Consider the following 15,890-nt stretch of genomic DNA (forward strand, 5'->3'; position numbering starts at 1 on the left):
AGGGGTGGAGCACTGTAACAGGGGCGCGCCGTGACCAGATTTATCCTGTCCTTCTTCGGGGCGATATTCACGCTCATCACCATGGGGTTGCTGATGGTGGCGCTTGCCGTGGGCGGTGTCTTCTGGATGTATGGCCGTGACCTGCCGAGCCACGAGAGCCTGGCGCAGTACACGCCGCCGACGATCAGCCGGATTTATTCGGTCGAGGGACGGATCATTGACGAATTCGCGCAGGAACGCCGCCTGTTTACCCCTGCCAACCAGATCCCGGACCTGGTCAAGCAGGCGTTCATCTCGGCGGAAGACAAGAATTTTTACGAACACAAGGGTTATGACCTGCGCGGCATCGCCGCCGCCGCGTTCGACGCCGCGGCCTCGGGCGGTCGCGACGTGCGCGGCGCCTCGACGATCACCCAGCAGGTGATGAAGAACTTCCTGCTGTCCGGCGACCGGCGCGTGGAGCGCAAGATCAAGGAAATCATCCTCGCCTCGCGGATCGAGGAAACGCTGAGCAAGGACAAGATCCTCGAACTCTACATGAACGAGATCTTCCTCGGGCAGAATTCCTATGGCGTCACCGCAGCCGCGCAGACCTATTTCAACAAGGCCCTGACCGAACTTGCCCCGCACGAGGCCGCCACCCTGGCCTCGATGCCCAAGGCACCGTCGGATTACCATCCCGTGCGCCGCAAGGATCGGCTGCTGGCCCGGCGGAATTTCGTCCTGAAGGAAATGTACGAAAACGGCCATATCGACCAGGCGACCTACGAGGCCGAAGTCGCGCTGCCGCTCAAATCCGTCCAGAACGGCGATTACGAGCCGTTTCGCGATGCGCTGCCGCCGCGCAACTACTTCACCGACGAAATCCGTCGCCAGCTGAGCGTCGATTTCGGCGAAGGCGAATTCTTCTCGGGCGGCTTCAGCGTGCGCGCGACGCTTGATCGCGAGCTTCAGCTGGAGGCCGAGGATGCGCTGCAACGCGCGCTCGAAAGCTATGACCGGTCGCAGGGCATCTGGCGCGGCACGGGCGAGACGCTCCCGGCGGACCAGTTGACCGACGAGGCAAGCTGGCGCGAGGCGCTTGGCGCCGTCACCATCGCCCGTGACATCCGCCTCGAAAACCCGTGGTATCCGGCAGTTGTGCTCGAGGTCGGCCAGAACGACGCGCGCATCGGCATCGAGGGTGTGCCCGACGACGAGGACGGCCACTGGATCCCGGCCAACGACGTGCAATGGGCGCGCAAGCGCAACGAGGACGGATCGCTGGGCCGTCGCGGGCAGGTCGCCGGCGACCTGGTCGAGGTTGGTGACGTGGTGCATGTCCGCCGCATGACCTCGGACAGCGATGGCAGCTTCATCCGCTGGACGCTGCGGCAGGTGCCGCAGGTACAGGGCGCTTTCATGGCGATGGACGTGAACACCGGTCGTGTCATCGCGATGCAGGGCGGGTTCAGCTATCAGCATTCGGTGTTCAACCGCGCGACGCAGGCACAGCGCCAGCCGGGATCGAGCTTCAAGCCCTTTGTCTTTGCCGCGGCCCTCGACAGTGGCTATTCGCCCGCCACCATCGTCGTCGACGCCCCGATCGAGATCAACACACCGCAAGGCGTCTGGCGGCCGCAGAACGCGTCGAACCGGTTTTACGGCCCGACGCCGTTGCGCACCGGGATCGAGCAGTCGCGGAACCTCATGACCATCCGCCTCGCGCAGGAGGTCGGCATGGACACGGTGGCGCGCTATGCCGAGAAATTCGGCGTTTACGACGATATGGGCCGGGTGCTGGCCAACGCGCTCGGCGCGGACGAAACCACGCTCTACAAGATGGTTGCGGCCTACGCGATGTTTGCCAATGGCGGCGAACGGGTCGAGCCGACACTGGTCGACCGGGTTCAGGACCGCTACGGCAACACCGTCTACAAGCATGATCAGCGCGTCTGCGAGGATTGCACGCTGGCCAGCCTGCAACCGGGGCAGGGGCCGACCGTGCGCAGCGACCGCGAGCGGGTGATGAATGCCGTCACCGCCTATCAGCTGACCTCGATGATGCAGGGTGTGGTCGACCGCGGCACCGCGCGCAGCGCGGTCAACCTCCCGGTGCCGACGGCAGGCAAGACCGGAACGACCAACGACTCAAAGGATGTCTGGTTCGTGGGCTTTACCTCGAACATCGTGGCCGGCTGCTATATCGGTTTCGACCAGCCGCGCAGCCTTGGCAGCGGCGCGTCGGGCGGCGGCATGTGCGGTCCGGTCTTCAATGCGTTCATGCAGAAGGCGGTGGCGAAATTCGGCGGCAGCGCGTTCCAGCCTCCGGAAAGCTGCCAGTTCATCAAGATCGACCGCAACACCGGTGCGCGCCTGTCGGATGACGCCAGCGGCGCGAACGTGGTGGCCGAATGTTTCCGCGAAGGCGAAGAGCCGATCTTCGGCATCCAGTTCGACGGCGGCTTCGCCATGGGATCGAATTTCGAACTCTACAGCCTCGGCGGCAGCGAGACCTCCAAGCAGGTCACGACGTCAAGTGGGGGCACCGGAGTTGTCGGGCCCAAGGCATCGTTCGGCACGTTGAGCTCTGGCGGGCTTTACTGACATCGCTTTACCGCATGATCGGACCGCGTCGTTGCCTTGAAGGGGCAGCGGTGCTGGTCTATCAGGTATCCACATCACGCCCCGAGCAAACAGGAACGCCCATGCGCGCTGAAATCGAGAACACCATTGAACGGATTGAAAAATCCGTGAACCTGCTGGGGCAGCGCCTGGATTGGGAAACGGCGCAGCACCGGCTGGAAGAATTCAACGCCCGCGTAGAAGATCCGAACCTGTGGGACGATCCTGCCGCGGCGCAGAAGCTGATGCGCGACCGCCAGATGCTTGTCGACGCGATCGAGACCTACACGTCGATCAAGCAGGACCTGTCCGACAATATCGAGATGATCGAACTCGGCGAGATGGAAGGCGATCAGGAGGTCGTCACCGATGCCGAGAATGCGCTCAAGACGCTGGCCGAGAAAGCCGCCAAGAAGGAACTCGAGGCGCTGCTTGACGGCGAGGCCGATGCCAATGACACGTTCCTCGAAATCAACTCCGGGGCGGGCGGCACGGAAAGCTGCGACTGGGCCAACATGCTGGCGCGGATGTATGTCCGCTGGGCAGAGCAGCACGGCTACGAGGTGGAACTGCAATCGGAGACGCCGGGCGAAGAGGCGGGCATCAAATCCGCCGCCTACAAGATCACGGGCCCCAACGCCTATGGCTGGCTGAAGTCGGAATCCGGTGTGCACCGGCTGGTGCGGATCTCGCCGTTCGACAGCGCCGCCAAGCGCCACACGTCCTTCTGTTCGGTCTGGGTCTACCCGGTGGTCGATGACAATATCGAGATCGAGGTGAACCCCGCCGACATCCGCGTCGACACCTACCGGTCTTCGGGGGCCGGCGGGCAGCACGTCAACACCACCGACTCGGCGGTGCGGATCACCCACGCGCCGACCGGGATCGTCGTGACCAGTTCCGAGAAATCCCAGCACCAGAACCGCGACATAGCCATGAAGGCTTTGAAATCGCGCCTGTACCAGCTTGAGCTGGACAAGCGGAACGAAGCCATAAACGCCGCGCACGAGGCCAAGGGCGATGCGGGCTGGGGCAACCAGATCCGGTCCTACGTGTTGCAGCCCTACCAGATGGTCAAGGATCTGCGCACCGGCCACGAGACCTCGGACACCAAGGGTGTGCTGGACGGTGACCTCGACCCGTTCATGGCGGCGACGCTTGCACAGAACGTGTCGGGCAAGTCCCGCGCCGACGCGCGCGCCGACTGACGCGGTCCGGATGACGCCCGGGCGCGGATGTTCCGTCGACGGAACATCCACGATGCGTCGACGCATCGTGGCGCGGTGTTCCGGGCGACGCGCGGTTGCCAAACCCGGCGCAAGCGGCTTTCATGTGCAGGTGACTGCAATGCGGTGGAGGACGGCATGAAGGACACTCCGGAACTCGGTGTGCCGGCACTGGAAGACGTGTCGATCGAAACCTTGCGCACGGCCTTGGCGCGCGGCTGGCGCGACCTGGTCCGCGCGCCGGGATATGCGCTGGTCTTCGGCGGGTTCTACGTTCTGGCGGGCTGGGCGATCACCTGGATCACGCTGCAAACCGGCACGACCTTCTGGCTGGTGCTTGCGGCGATCGGGTTTCCGTTGCTCGGACCCTTTGCCGCCGTCGGGTTCTACGAGGTCAGCCGCAGGCTGGAACGCGGTGATCCGCTGGTGTCTTCGGACATCTTCGGGGTCGTGCTGCACCAGTCGCGCCGCCAGTTGCCGTCGATCTGCGCCATCATCATCATGGTTTTTCTGTTCTGGTTCTTCATTGCGCACATGATCTTTGCCCTGTTTCTCGGGCTCAGCACGATGACCAATGTCTCAAGCTCGTTCGATGTCTACCTGACAGCCAACGGATTGATGATGCTCGGGGTGGGCAGTGTCGTAGGCGCGCTGTTCGCGATCTTGCTGTTCAACATCACGGTGATCGCCCTGCCGCTTCTGCTTGACCGAGAGGTGGATTTCGTCACCGCGATGATCACGTCGTTCCAATACGTGATGCGCAACCCGGTCATCATGCTGGGCTGGGGCGCGTTCGTCGCCATCGTGACCTTTCTCGCGCTGATCCCCGGCTTCCTTGGCCTGCTGATCGCCTTGCCGCTGCTTGGCCACGCGACATGGCACATCTACGATCAGGTGCGCTCACCGCCATTGGTGTCACAAGCCGCCTGACCGATTCAGGCCGCGTTCGGAGCGGCCTCGGGCGGCGCGATGCTGTCCCGCCCAAGCCGGACCAGCTCTGCCCGCAGAAGGTCCGAACGGGCGTCGCCGCGTTCCAGCGCAAAGACATAGGCGTGGGTCAGGTAGAACCCGGCGCAATCTTCGTCCTCCGCCTGCATCGCGGCCTCGTGGTACAACGCGACAAGGGCCTCAAGGTCGCCGACCGCATGCGCCCGGAGCAAGGCCGTGTCGAGCGTCCGGGTCATGCCGAAGCGCGCCTTTGGGCAATGCGGGTCGCCGCCCACCTGTGAAAGCAATGGGTCGGGCCATCCATCGCCGGGGAAAACCGGCCCCCGTCGAAGCCGGGCGCGCGGCGACCGCGCTGCATGCCTTCGACAACGAAGATGTCTTCCTCGAACACCTCCTTCCATTGCCGCGCGTTCGTCTCGCGCAGTTCGGCATCGGTGTCGGCTGTCGCGTAGTACAGGTGTACATGCTCCTGAGTCCGCGTCGGGCCATCGGGGCGCAGAACGATCGCGAACGCGTGGTCGCGATGCACGCCCAGCAGCACGTTGGGATAGATTGCAAGGTATTCCGCGCCGGCCTCCCACTTGTCGTCCAGACCTGTGAAATCCGCAAAGCGCTGACCCGCCTTTCCGGTCAATTGCCGATAGACCAGCGTGCCCTGGCCGGATGTCAGCCCGTCGATCTCGATATTGTAGTGATCTTCGAGCCGCGAATAGCTGTTCAACCCCGGATGCACCCAGGGCAGGTGATAGCTCTCGCAGTAATTCTCGACCGCGAGCTTCCAGTTGGACTCGACGGTCAGGGTGAACTGGCTGTCCGTGCCGCCATGATGCATCGGCTGCTCGAAATCGCTCCACCGGGCGATGACATCGGCCATCGCCTCTTCGAAAGCAGGTGCGTTTCCGGACATGTTGATCCAGACCACGTCACGCCAGACATGGCTGCGCACTTCGATCAGTCCCAGGGTGCTGCGGTCCAGGTCGGAATGCGTGTTGAAGCCCGGGCCCCCGACATGCGGTGTCGCGACAAGCTGGCCCCGGGTGCTGTAGCACCAGGAATGATAGGGGCAGCGGATCGCGCCTTCGATCCTGCGCGGCGCCTCGACGAGGATCATGCCGCGATGGCGACAGATGTTCTGGAACACCCGCACCACATTGTCCCGCCCGCGGATCAGAAGAAGTGGAATGTCCAGGAAGGTGATCGGAACGGCATCCCCGGTCTCGGGCACGTCCGAGGCCACCGCCAGGCCGGCCCATCCCGCGCCGAACAGCGCATCGCGTTCCTCTGCGAACTTGTCGGGATCGGTGTAATGGGCGTTCGGCAGACCGCGCGCCTGCGAGGTGGGTTTCTGCACATCCGCCAGGATCGGATCAATCACTGTCATTGCACCCTCCAGCCATCCTCTGGAAAAGGCATTGCAGATCCAGAATGTGCGGTCATGCCAAAACGCGACAAAACCTGCCGCACAGCGACCGGGACGGGGTCAGTAGAAGGGCTCGTCTCCGCGCAATTGGGTGCGCTGATAGGGCACCAGATCGCTGGCGCTGCAAAACCCCGATTGCCGTGCCGCGGCCCGCGCCTTGGCACCGTCATGGCCCAGGTGTTCATAGACCAGACGCGCGGCCCGCGACCCGGTCATGCTCTCGCGAACGGTGCGCACGGTGTAGCCGACCCAGAAATTGTTCTCGAACGACGGAATCCGGGCCAGAAAGTTGAACGACACCGACAGGGAGTTTCGACGGCTTGCAAGTGCCGCGACGCCGCCTTCGGCAGCCAGGAGCAGCCCGCGAAATTCGCGGGTCCGGGAGTCGGCCGGCAGGCCCTGTTCCTTCATCGCCTCCTTGGCCTCGAGCCCGCGCAGGAAGACCGCGTCGTCCTTGCGGTAGACATAGATCAGGCCGCGCACGTAGCTTTCGTCATGCAGAAAGCTTTTGCGGACGAACTGGTAGAAGCCGCTGGGAAACTGCGTTTCATCCAGCGTCGGCACGCTCCGCGCCAGAAATTCCCTGATCTCGGGATGATTGAGAAGCGATTGCGCCCCGGGGCCGATATCCGACAGCGGCTCGAGAATGATCCGCGCATCGACGTTGAAATACTGGCAGATCCGGAACAGCACGTCGGGCCGCGGGAAACTTTCGCCCGAAAGATAGCGGTTGAACTGTGTCCGGTTGATTCCCAGGTCGCGACACAGCGCCGAGACAGATTCCGTGGATTTGGCGAGTTCGCGGAGATTCGCACCGAGCGTGTTGCGCAGTTCGGAGGGGCTTGGAGGGGTCACAAGAAAGCTTTTCCGTTTGATCGTTCGATAAAGATACCTGCCGTGCCGGATCGGCGGCAGTCACTCAAGACCTTAAACGTGCAATCCGGTGGGGTTTACACGCTCTGATTACGGGTGACACAATTCTGTACTATTGGTGACGCCTAACGGCGTCAGCGTCAATCGCTAATGACACAAATTCCTTGCCGAAGACACCAAGTTCGCCATGTCCGGGCAGCAGAAAAATTAAGACATTGGTCCTGCAACATGGGGAACCGGAATTATGAATCAGCAGATTATGTTTGGGGTCGTGCTCTGGTCTGACGCTGCAGCCCGCAAGGCGGTGATCTGGTGCGAAGATCAGGGAGAGCTCGCCTATTACACACCGGCAGAGGGAAACCTGCACGAGGGGCCGGTGCTGGATGCGGGGGATCTCATCCAGTTCGATCTGTCGGTTCAGCAGAACATCCGCAAGGCCAGCAATCCGCAGCTTGTCGTCCAGTCGCACTCACCGAACCTGCCGGAGAAACTCCGCGAAGGTCAGGGCAAGGGCGCGCATCGCGGCAAACCCGTCAATGCGGAAAAGTCGCCGAACGTGGTGGTTCTGAGCCAGTATTTCGCGGCCCCGGAGCAGCGCAAGCTGGTCTGTACCGGGTGATCCTCGCGTGTCGGGGAAGGGGGCTGTCCGACACGCCCTGTCCCCGGCGGATGTCACATCCCGCGTGACAATGCCGCAACGCCGGTGCGCGCCACTTCCAACAGGCCAAGCGGCCGCATCAGATCGACGAAGGCATCCACCTTTTCCGGCGTTCCGGTGATCTGAAACACGAAGCTTTCAAGCGTGCTGTCGACCACCTGCGCCCGGAAGATATCCGCCAGCCGCAGCGCCTCGACCCGCTTGTCACCGGCACCTTCCACCTTGATCAACGCCAGTTCGCGCTCGACAGACCCGCCTTCGACGGTCAGGTCATGCACCTCGTGCACCGGAACAATCCGGCCCAGCTGCGCCTTGATCTGTTCGATCACCTGCGGCGTTCCGGTCGTCACGATCGTGATGCGGCTGGTGTGACCCTCGTGGTCGACCTCGGCCACGGTCAGGCTGTCGATGTTGTACCCACGACCCGAAAACAGACCGATGACCCGCGCGAGCACACCGGGTTCGTTATCGACAAGCACGGCAAGCGTATGGGTCTCCTGCACGTCGGAAAAGGTCGGGCGCAGGTTGTAGGCCGAATGCTTGGTCGAGCCTTTCTTGATATTCAGTGCGGACATGAGGGCTTTCCGGCTGTATCTACGGGCCCTTTTCGTATCGCCTCGGGTGGACGGGGTAAAGCCTTTTTGACTACCAGAAATGCTCGATCTGCAGTCCGAAGGTCGTGCCGCGCTGATCGTCGAAATTTGCCGCCAATCCGTTGATGTCGGCGGCGTCATTCCAGCGCGCGGTCGTCGCATAAAGACGAACCTCGGGGCGGCTGAAGAATCCTGGCCCATCCGGTTTCCAGACCAGCGCCGCCGTGGCCTTGCCCAGTGTCCGCGAGTCGCCGTCACCGGGCACCACGTGATCGATCCCGCCTTCGACCGCCAGCCAGAAATCGTCCTTGAGGCGCCACATCGGGCGGGCACCGACGGAATACCACTCGCCATCTTCGGAATCGGTCTGTGCGATCCCTGTGCCGTAAATCGAGAAATCGTCATTGGCGTTCCAAAGCCATTTGCCCACGAGGCGCGCCGATGTCCTGTCGTCCGCTGCTTCGGGGTTGGAGGCAAAACTCAGGGTATGCCCAGCCGCCCAGCCAGCCTGCAACGCCACGGTCAGCGTGCCGCGGGTTTCGAATTCATGTTCCAATTGCGCCGTGATCATTCCGCCGCCGTCGTTCCGCGTGTCCTCGTCGGGTTTCGGATCACGGTAATCGACCCCCAGGGTGAGGTTGCTCTGACCCACGGCAATGTCGCTCAGGCGGACATCGTAGCGCGTGTAGGGCGTGCCCTGAACCGCGTCGCGAATGTTGCCGGCGCTGTCGGTGAAGACTGCGACCGACAAGTCTCCAAAGCCCAGTTCGACCCCTTCGAGACCGAAGCCGTAGCCGGTTGCGTCCCAATAATAGAAGTCATTGATGTGGACATCTTCGCGTTTGTAGAACCGATGCCCGAACCACAGCTGTGCATCAGAAAAGGCACCGTCGCCGAAGACACCTTTGATGCCGATCCAAGCCTCTTCGCCGAAGGTGTCGATATCTTCAAAACCGTTTACCGGGGCGGCAACGAGAGAGCCGCGAAAATTCAACGAGACGCGGGGCCCGTCCTCGCGGCCGAATTCGGCCGACAGTCCCGGTTCAGCATAAATTTCGCATTCATTTCCAAGGCGGTATTTTGCTCCTGCGCCGGGAAGCTGGAAACAGCGCTGGTCATCGCCATCGCTTTGAAAACCGATACCGGCGCGGAGATAGCCGAAACTGTCGATGCGCAGGGTCGGCGTATCAAGAATTTCGGGACGGTCTTGCGCCGCGAGTGAGATGGGAAAAAGTAAGCCCAGAACGCAAATCGTTGCGGTGCGTGACATGGCGGGCTCCTTCTTCTTTTGATGTGAAGGAACAACAAGGGATCAGGCCGCGCGGTTCCGGACGAAGTGTGCCTGTCACGTCCGATCAAGTGGGTGTCACAAAAAAGGGCGGCACCAAAGGGCCGCCCTCGTTGCATGAGATCAATGGGGTGTCAGACCATCACCGCGCCCTTGGTGCCGATGGCGTCCTTGGTGCTTGCTTCGCCAAGCAGCATCTTGTTGTGCGGCTCGCCCGACGGGATCATTGGGAAACAGTTCTCGTGCTTCTCGACAAGGCAGTCGAAGATCACCGGACCGTCATGGTCGAGCATCTCCATGATGGCATCGTCCAGATCGGCCGGATCGGTGCACAGGATGCCCTTGGCGCCGAAGGCCTCGGCCAGCTTGACGAAATCGGGCAGGGCTTCCGACCAGCTTTGGGAATAGCGTTCGCCATGCAGCAGTTCCTGCCACTGGCGCACCATGCCCAGGCGTTCGTTGTTCAGGATGAACTGCTTGACAGGCAGGCGGTACTGAACGGCGGTGCCCATCTCCTGCATGTTCATCAGCCACGACGCCTCGCCCGCCACGTTGATGACCAGCGCGTCGGGATGCGCGACCTGAACACCGATCGATGCCGGGAAGCCGTAGCCCATCGTGCCCAGCCCCCCGGAGGTCATCCAGCGGTTCGGGTCCTCGAAGCCAAGATACTGCGCAGCCCACATCTGGTGCTGACCCACCTCGGTGCAGATATACCGGTCCCGCCCCTTGGTCAGTGCCTCGAGCCGGTCGAGCGCATATTGCGGCCGGATGGCCTGGCCGGACGGCTTGTATTTCAGGCAATCGACCTTGCGCCATTCCTCGATCCGCGCCCACCATTTCGACAGGCCTTCGCGGTTGACCTTGCGGCCGCGCGCTTTCCAGACCTTGAGGACGTCCTCGAGCACGTGTCCGACATCGCCGATGATCGGCATGTCGGTCTTGATCACCTTGTTGATCGAACTGGGGTCGATGTCGATATGCGCCTTTTTCGACTTCGGGCTGAACGCATCCAGCCGCCCGGTGATCCGGTCGTCGAACCGGGCGCCGATATTGATCATCAGGTCACAGCCATGCATCGACATGTTGGCCTCGTACAGCCCGTGCATGCCCAGCATGCCCAGCCAGTTCTTGCCCGAGGCGGGATAGGCGCCAAGCCCCATCAGTGTCGAGGTGATCGGAAACCCCGTGGCCTCGACCAGTTCTCGCAAGAGCTGGCTTGCCCCGGGGCCCGAATTGATCACGCCGCCGCCGGTATAGAAGACCGGGCGTTCGGCGGTCTCGATCGCTTCGACCAGCTGCGTGATGGTCTCCATGTCGCCTTTGACCTGAGGCTGGTAATGGCTGACCTTGACCTTGGTCTTTTCGGTGTAGGCCCCGCTGGCGAACTGGACGTCCTTGGGGATGTCCACCAGAACCGGGCCCGGACGGCCCGAGGTCGCCACGTGAAAGGCCTCGTGGATGATGCCCGACAGGCGGTCGGTGTCCTTGACCAGCCAGTTATGCTTGGTGCAGGGGCGGGTGATGCCCACCGTGTCGGCTTCCTGGAACGCGTCCGAGCCGATCATGAAGGTCGGCACCTGGCCAGTCAGAACAACAAGCGGAATGCTGTCCATCAGCGCGTCGGTCAGGCCGGTGACGGCGTTGGTCGCGCCCGGTCCGGACGTCACCAGAACAACACCCGGCTTTCCGGTCGCGCGGGCATAGCCCTCGGCGGCGTGCACCGCGCCCTGTTCGTGACGGACAAGATAGTGGCGAATGCCGTTCTGCTGAAAAATCTCGTCGTAAATCGGTAGCACAGCGCCACCGGGATACCCGAATACCGTGTCCACACCCTGATCCTTCAGGGCTTGAACCACCATTTTCGCTCCGGTCATCTGACGTGTCATCGCTTTGCTCCGTTTACAGACACTTCTGTTCATCACGCGAAAAAAAACCCCCGCTTTTCAGTCGGGGGCGCATGGGGTCCTGTTCAGGTTCCGTTACCGGCCCATGCGCATCTTCATTACGATTACTAGGACGTAGGCCATGATGGCTCCCTCTCGCGTGGCGGCGACATTATGGCGGCCCTCGGGTAGGGTCAACCGCCTCTTTTCAAAAAAGATGTCTCACGGGGCCAAAAATTTTTACGAAAGTTGCGCTGCGCGGGTGTCAACACGCCATTTTCTGCATGGAACCCCACGAAACCCTTGGAATTATCCCAGCAAGGGCCTTTGACCACCAGACTCGGAGGTGTCGTGCAGCAGATCAACCTGGCGATAGCGATATGCGGCGGAGTGGTGATTGCGCTGGGTTTGATGTCCGGCGCGATCAAGCGATCGGTGCTTTCGGTCCCGCTTCTGGCACTGGGCGTAGGCATCGCCACGGGCCCCGTCGGGCTGGATTTGCTGCGCTGGCAGGAGTGGAGCGACCCGCATCGCATTCTGAAGGAAGCCGCCCGGCTGACCATCGCGATCAGCGTGACCGGCATCGCCCTGCGCACCCCGGCCAGCGACATGCGCCGCCTGATCCGGCCCGTGGCGCTTTTGCTCAGTCTCGGGATGCTGGGCATGTGGGCTGTGAGCTTTGGAGTGGTATGGGGTCTGCTCAGCGTCACGCCCGTCCTGGCGCTGCTGATCGGCGCCATCCTGACTCCGACCGACCCGGTTGTCGCGTCTTCCATCGTCACCGGTGCGGCGGCCGAAGAAAAACTGCCGTCGCGCCTTCGCAGCACCCTGTCGTTGGAAAGCGGCGCGAATGACGGGCTGGGGTATCTGATCGTCATGCTGCCCTTGCTGGCGCTGACTCCGAAAGGCGCGGACGGTCTGTGGTGGCCTTGGCTGATAGACGTGGTGATCATCGGCGTGATCGTGGCCGTTGCGATCGGCATCGCGGCAGGATGGCTGATCGGGCGCGCCTTGCGCCTTGCCGACGCCAAGGGAGTCGTGGAGAACCATTCCTTCCTGTCGCTCAGCGTGGCGATGTCGCTTGCGGTGCTGTCGCTGGCCAAGGTCGCGGGGTCGGATGGCATTCTGGCCGCCTTCGCTGCCGGGGCGGCCTTCAACATCACGGTCAATGAAGGCGAGGATTATGCCGAAGAAAACGTGCAGGAGGCGATCAGCAAGCTGTTCAATCTTCCGATCTTCGTCCTGTTCGGCGCGATGCTTCCATGGGGCGGGTGGCGCGAGCTTGGCATGATGGGCATTGTCTGCGCGCTGGCGCTGCTGCTGTTGCGGCGGCCCGTGACGATTCTGGTGTTGGGGCCGATGGTTGGGGGCGGGCTGGTCCGGCGCGACGTGGTTTTCCTCGGATGGTTCGCGCCCATGGGGGTCGCCGCACTTTATTATGCGTTGCACGCAACCGAGCAAAGCGGAACCGATATGATCTGGCATGTCGCCAGCCTTGTCATCTTTGCCTCGATCCTTGCGCATGGCATCACGGCGACCGTCGGCATGAAGATCTATACGCAACGCGCGTCACATGACAGCGCCCCGTCGCGATCGCAGGGCGACGATCCGAGCCGTTCCTGACAGCAGCCTGAAAGAAATCGCGCGGAGTCGTGTATTGCCCGTGACGCCATCCGGCCGCTAGATTGATCGCGACAGGTCAGATGAGCGACCGCGATGCAAGCGCGACGGAGGCGTCCATGATCGGCAAGCACAAACATCGAGCCGCCAGGTTTACCCTGGCCCGTGCAGGCGTGCTCGCGGTTGGTCTCGCGCTGGCACCGATCCTGAGCGCACAGATCGACTCCGACAATGTGACGCAGTTGGACGCGCTGACCGATCCGGCGGTCGAACAGGCGCCCAAGCACCGCGTCATCCGCGCGGCCTTCGCGGCGTGGTGGGCCTGCGATCCCGACGCATCTCGGGATATCGACGCCTGACGGACAGGCTGTTTTATTCGCTTTTGTGATGAATTCGACAAAGCGACGTCAGAAACTTGAACGGTCGTCGTCGCGCGCTAAACTGTCGCAACTTTCCTTCCCCAAGGTCATCCGCTTCGTACTTCAAATGCCTAAATTTTCTTCAATGGTTAGCTCAGTTAATCATTTGCATTAGATTATTTTTTGATTACCGTCTGCCGCACTAAATGATCCGCGCAAACAGCGGACTGGCTGTTTTGTGCATCCAAAACTAGGGGAGGAAATACATGGATCGTCGTTCATTCTTGCGGACGTCCACTGTTGGGGCAGGGGCTGCGGCCGCAACAACTTTGGCGGCACCCGCAATCGCGCAGGGCAACCGCACACTCACGATGGTGACATCGGTTCCGGACGGGTTCGCCGTGTTCGACGATGCCGCGCAGCTGGCCATCGACTACATCGCAGCGATGTCCGATGGGCAACTGACCATCAACAAGATGCCGGCGGGTTCGCTGGTTGGCGCGTTCGAGGTGTTCGACGCCGTGTCCTCGGGACAGGCCGATCTGTACCACTCCGCCGAATACTACTTCCTGAACCAGCATCCGGCGCTGGCATTCATGACCTCCGTGCCCTTCGGCATGACCTCGCAGGAAATGGCGAACTGGTACTATCGCCGTGGCGGTCAGGAACTGCATGACAACCTGTCGTCGCTGTTCAACCTCAAGCCGCTGATGTGCGGCATGACCGCGATGCAGCCGGGTGGTTGGTTCAACACCGAAATCAACTCGGCCGAAGACCTTCAGGGCCTGCGTTTCCGCATGCCGGGTCAGGGTGGCCAGGTTCTTGGTCGCCTCGGCGCGTCCGTGCAGAACATTCCCGGCGGCGAAATCTACCAGGCGCTCGCGTCCGGTCAGATCGACGGTGCCGAATGGATCGGGCCGTATGCGGACGAACGTCTGGGCTTCCAGGAAGTCACGAACCTCTATTACACCGCCGGGTTCCACGAGCCGGGTTCGGCGCTGCACACCGTGTTCAACCTGGAAATCTGGGAATCCCTGACGCCGCAACAGCAGGCCATCTGCAAGGTCGCCTGCGAAGCCGCTCACGCCCAGAACACCGCGCTGTCGCTGGCCGAAAACGGTGCGGCTCTGGCCCGTCTGCAATCTGCCGGCGTCCAGGTTCGCGAATTCCCGGATGACGTCTGGGAAGCCTTCGGTCGCGCCTCTGCCGAGGTACGCGAAGAGAACATGGGTGATCCGATCTACGCCGAAATCGCCGAAAGCTATTTCGCGTCGATGGCGGAAAGCTCGGCATGGTACGAGATCGGCGATGGCGAATACATGCGCCAGCGTAACCGCGTAAACGCCGGTTGATCTCCGTATGATCTGGCCCTGCCCGAAGGCGGTTGACGCCTCGGGCAGGGTTTTTCAACTTGAACACAGGATTTCGACGCTCTGGCTTCAGAGTTCGGGACAAGAGGTTACAGCATGATCGACTTCATCGTCTGGGTGCTTCAGAATATCGCCCTGGCTCCGTATCATCTTGTTCTTGCGTTGATAAATCCGGATCAGTGGCTGAATTGGTCCAATCCCGAAGCCGTGATGCGGTTCATCTATTACGGCGCGTCGGTCGAATTCTTCTTTGTCGTCTTCACCACGTTCCTGGTGCTTACAGGGCTGGGCGCCTTCTGGAAGCGCGACATCCTCTGGTGGTGCGTCCGGGTTCTCGAAACCATCGCGAATTCGGTGGGCCGGATTGCGGCCTGGGCCGGTCTGGTGATGGTCCTGACGCAGGTGATGATCGTTTTCCTGCAACGGATCTTCCGCGTCGCCGAGATCCAGCTGGGTCCGCTTGGTACCGCCTTTGCCAAGGATCTCAGCTGGTGGGCCGAGGGGCTCAAGTTCCACAACGCGATCGTCGTCTGCCTGTGCGTCGCCTACACGTTCGTCCAGGGCGGCCATGTGCGCGTCGATCTTTTCTATTCGACGGTCAAGTTCCGCACCAAGCGCGTGATCGACATGTTCGGCAGCCTGATCTTCATGATGCCCGCCATCGTGCTCACCTACATGTATTCATGGTTCTTCATGTGGCGGCACCTGATGACGCCCGCGGTGACGTCCACCAGCGACCTCGACCGCATGCTGATGCAATCGCGCATCTTCCGCTGGAACGTCGAAACCATCGGCTTCAGCCCCAACGGCTTCAACGCCTATTTCCTGTTCAAGGTCCTGATCGTCCTGTTCTGCGTGATGGTCTTCATGCAGGCCATGGCCTTCTTCTGGCGCTCCTACCTCGAATGGGTCGAGGGCGAAGAGAGCGCCGGCAAGTACCTCGATCTCGACACGACCGGGGACACCGCGGAAGACCTCGAACATGCGATCCACTCGGGGTCGAGCTGAAACGCACCGCTTACCAATGAAAGAACGACGCTGAAAA

General features: G+C 61.9%; 14 protein-coding genes. 8 read left to right on the forward strand and 6 right to left on the reverse strand.

All coding sequences use genetic code 11. The annotated features are described in order from the left end of the window. Window positions 1-30 precede the first annotated feature (30 nt). The 3 genes from LCF60_RS15660 (at window position 31) to LCF60_RS15670 (ending at window position 4,760) form a co-directional block, all read left to right on the forward strand. Window positions 31-2,586 (forward strand): PBP1A family penicillin-binding protein, encoded by a 2,556-nt coding sequence (locus tag LCF60_RS15660; RefSeq protein ID WP_292293019.1) that lies wholly within the window; start codon window positions 31-33, stop codon window positions 2,584-2,586. Window positions 2,587-2,687: 101 nt separating this feature from the next. Beyond that, entirely contained in the window at window positions 2,688-3,812 is a 1,125-nt protein-coding gene (gene prfB, locus LCF60_RS15665) for a peptide chain release factor 2 (RefSeq protein WP_292293021.1), read from the forward strand. A 156-nt stretch (window positions 3,813-3,968) separates the two neighbouring features. Further along, window positions 3,969-4,760, forward strand: a complete 792-nt coding sequence (locus tag LCF60_RS15670; RefSeq protein ID WP_292293022.1) for a DUF2189 domain-containing protein — start codon at window positions 3,969-3,971, stop codon at window positions 4,758-4,760. Between the two features lie 5 nt (window positions 4,761-4,765). Here the strand turns inward: LCF60_RS15670 and LCF60_RS15675 are convergent, their stop codons facing one another. The 3 genes from LCF60_RS15675 to LCF60_RS15685 all read right to left on the reverse strand — a co-directional run bounded on the left by LCF60_RS15675 (window position 4,766) and on the right by LCF60_RS15685 (window position 7,053). Then, complete coding sequence (locus LCF60_RS15675; RefSeq protein WP_292293024.1) at window positions 4,766-5,014, reverse strand: hypothetical protein; 249 nt, start codon at window positions 5,012-5,014, stop codon at window positions 4,766-4,768. Further along, window positions 5,011-6,159 carry an aromatic ring-hydroxylating dioxygenase subunit alpha gene (locus LCF60_RS15680; RefSeq protein ID WP_292293025.1) on the reverse strand — a complete coding sequence of 383 codons (1,149 nt, stop codon included), beginning with the start codon at window positions 6,157-6,159 and terminating at the stop codon, window positions 5,011-5,013. The genes LCF60_RS15675 and LCF60_RS15680 overlap by 4 nt, the downstream gene beginning before the upstream one ends. Window positions 6,160-6,258: 99 nt before the next feature. Next, the gene (locus LCF60_RS15685) at window positions 6,259-7,053 is read right to left on the reverse strand and encodes a helix-turn-helix transcriptional regulator (protein ID WP_292293026.1); all 795 of its coding nucleotides are present in this window, start codon (window positions 7,051-7,053) and stop codon (window positions 6,259-6,261) included. Window positions 7,054-7,315: 262 nt separating this feature from the next. Here LCF60_RS15685 and LCF60_RS15690 point away from each other — a divergent pair, with 262 nt between their 5' ends. Continuing rightward, window positions 7,316-7,690, forward strand: a complete 375-nt coding sequence (locus LCF60_RS15690; RefSeq protein ID WP_292293028.1) for a hypothetical protein — start codon at window positions 7,316-7,318, stop codon at window positions 7,688-7,690. A gap of 53 nt (window positions 7,691-7,743) precedes the next feature. On the opposite strand, the gene ilvN is transcribed toward LCF60_RS15690, so the two are convergent. From ilvN to LCF60_RS15705, 3 genes are all read right to left on the reverse strand, one after another. Further along, on the reverse strand, window positions 7,744-8,304 hold the full coding sequence (gene ilvN, locus LCF60_RS15695) for an acetolactate synthase small subunit (RefSeq protein ID WP_292293030.1): 561 nt from the start codon (window positions 8,302-8,304) through the stop codon (window positions 7,744-7,746). 70 nt (window positions 8,305-8,374) lie between these two features. Beyond that, complete coding sequence (locus LCF60_RS15700; RefSeq protein ID WP_292293031.1) at window positions 8,375-9,592, reverse strand: carbohydrate porin; 1,218 nt, start codon at window positions 9,590-9,592, stop codon at window positions 8,375-8,377. Window positions 9,593-9,744: 152 nt separating this feature from the next. Continuing rightward, window positions 9,745-11,499 carry an acetolactate synthase 3 large subunit gene (locus LCF60_RS15705; RefSeq protein ID WP_292293032.1) on the reverse strand — a complete coding sequence of 585 codons (1,755 nt, stop codon included), beginning with the start codon at window positions 11,497-11,499 and terminating at the stop codon, window positions 9,745-9,747. Window positions 11,500-11,823: 324 nt separating this feature from the next. Between LCF60_RS15705 and LCF60_RS15710 the strand changes: the two genes are divergently transcribed. From LCF60_RS15710 to LCF60_RS15725, 4 genes are all read left to right on the forward strand, one after another. After that, window positions 11,824-13,119 carry a cation:proton antiporter gene (locus LCF60_RS15710; RefSeq protein ID WP_292293033.1) on the forward strand — a complete coding sequence of 432 codons (1,296 nt, stop codon included), beginning with the start codon at window positions 11,824-11,826 and terminating at the stop codon, window positions 13,117-13,119. Between the two features lie 80 nt (window positions 13,120-13,199). Next, window positions 13,200-13,475 carry a hypothetical protein gene (locus LCF60_RS15715; RefSeq protein WP_292293034.1) on the forward strand — a complete coding sequence of 92 codons (276 nt, stop codon included), beginning with the start codon at window positions 13,200-13,202 and terminating at the stop codon, window positions 13,473-13,475. A 266-nt stretch (window positions 13,476-13,741) separates the two neighbouring features. Then, window positions 13,742-14,827, forward strand: coding sequence for a TRAP transporter substrate-binding protein (locus LCF60_RS15720; protein ID WP_292293035.1), 1,086 nt, complete (start codon window positions 13,742-13,744; stop codon window positions 14,825-14,827). A 114-nt stretch (window positions 14,828-14,941) separates the two neighbouring features. Next, window positions 14,942-15,853, forward strand: a complete 912-nt coding sequence (locus tag LCF60_RS15725) for a TRAP transporter small permease subunit (protein WP_292293036.1) — start codon at window positions 14,942-14,944, stop codon at window positions 15,851-15,853. Window positions 15,854-15,890: the final 37 nt, after the last annotated feature.

This window comes from Marivita sp., from assembly GCF_020055635.1.
Classification (GTDB): domain Bacteria; phylum Pseudomonadota; class Alphaproteobacteria; order Rhodobacterales; family Rhodobacteraceae; genus Marivita.